This is a genomic window from Caballeronia sp. LZ035 (genome assembly GCF_031451175.1).
Taxonomy (GTDB): domain Bacteria; phylum Pseudomonadota; class Gammaproteobacteria; order Burkholderiales; family Burkholderiaceae; genus Caballeronia.
In genome coordinates this window covers 1-589 of record NZ_JARUXS010000034.1, presented here as the reverse complement: position 1 = coordinate 589, position 589 = coordinate 1, and the positions used below count along the sequence as shown (strand labels likewise).

Genomic DNA, 589 nt, shown 5'->3' with positions numbered 1-589 from the left:
GGTGTCGTAATTGCGCTCGGCATGCAGCTTGACCTGCTCGGAACCTTGCTTGTCCTCGAAGCGGAACATGTTGGCGTTGCTGCTGTTGCCGTTGGGCGTACGGGTGAGGAAGCCGCTCTGCGTGGCCGAGTCGGGGAGATTGAACGGCGGCATCTGCGAGGCGTTGTAGACGCGTCCGGTGATGAGCGGCCGATCGATGTTGCCGTTCATGAAGTCGACCACCACTTCCTGGCCGATACGCGGGATATAGATGCCGCCATAGTTCGACCCGGCCCATGCATCGGAGACGCGTACCCAGCAGGAGCTGTTCTCATCGCTCTTGCCGTAGCGGTCCCAGCGGAATTGCAGCTTGACGCGACCGAGCTGATCGGTCCAGATGGTTTCACCCGCGGGGCCTACTACGACCGCGGTCTGTGGTCCGGTCGCTTTCGGCAGCGGCGTAATCGAGGGCGCGCGCCAGGGCAGAGAAGTGGGCTGCGCGAGAAACTCGGTGTCGTATTGGGCGGTGCTGCTGCCGCTGGCATCGCCGCCGCTCTGAAACTGATAGCTTGCGCCGACGATCAGGTACTCGACGTTGTCGATCGTGCGG

At 62.8% G+C, this 589-nt stretch carries 1 protein-coding gene; it reads right to left on the bottom strand.

Features of this window, described 5'->3' with window-relative positions; genetic code table 11:
* A partial coding sequence (gene tssI / locus QCE88_RS41940; RefSeq protein ID WP_309911934.1) for a type VI secretion system tip protein TssI/VgrG occupies window positions 1-589 on the bottom strand: 589 nt, incomplete at both ends.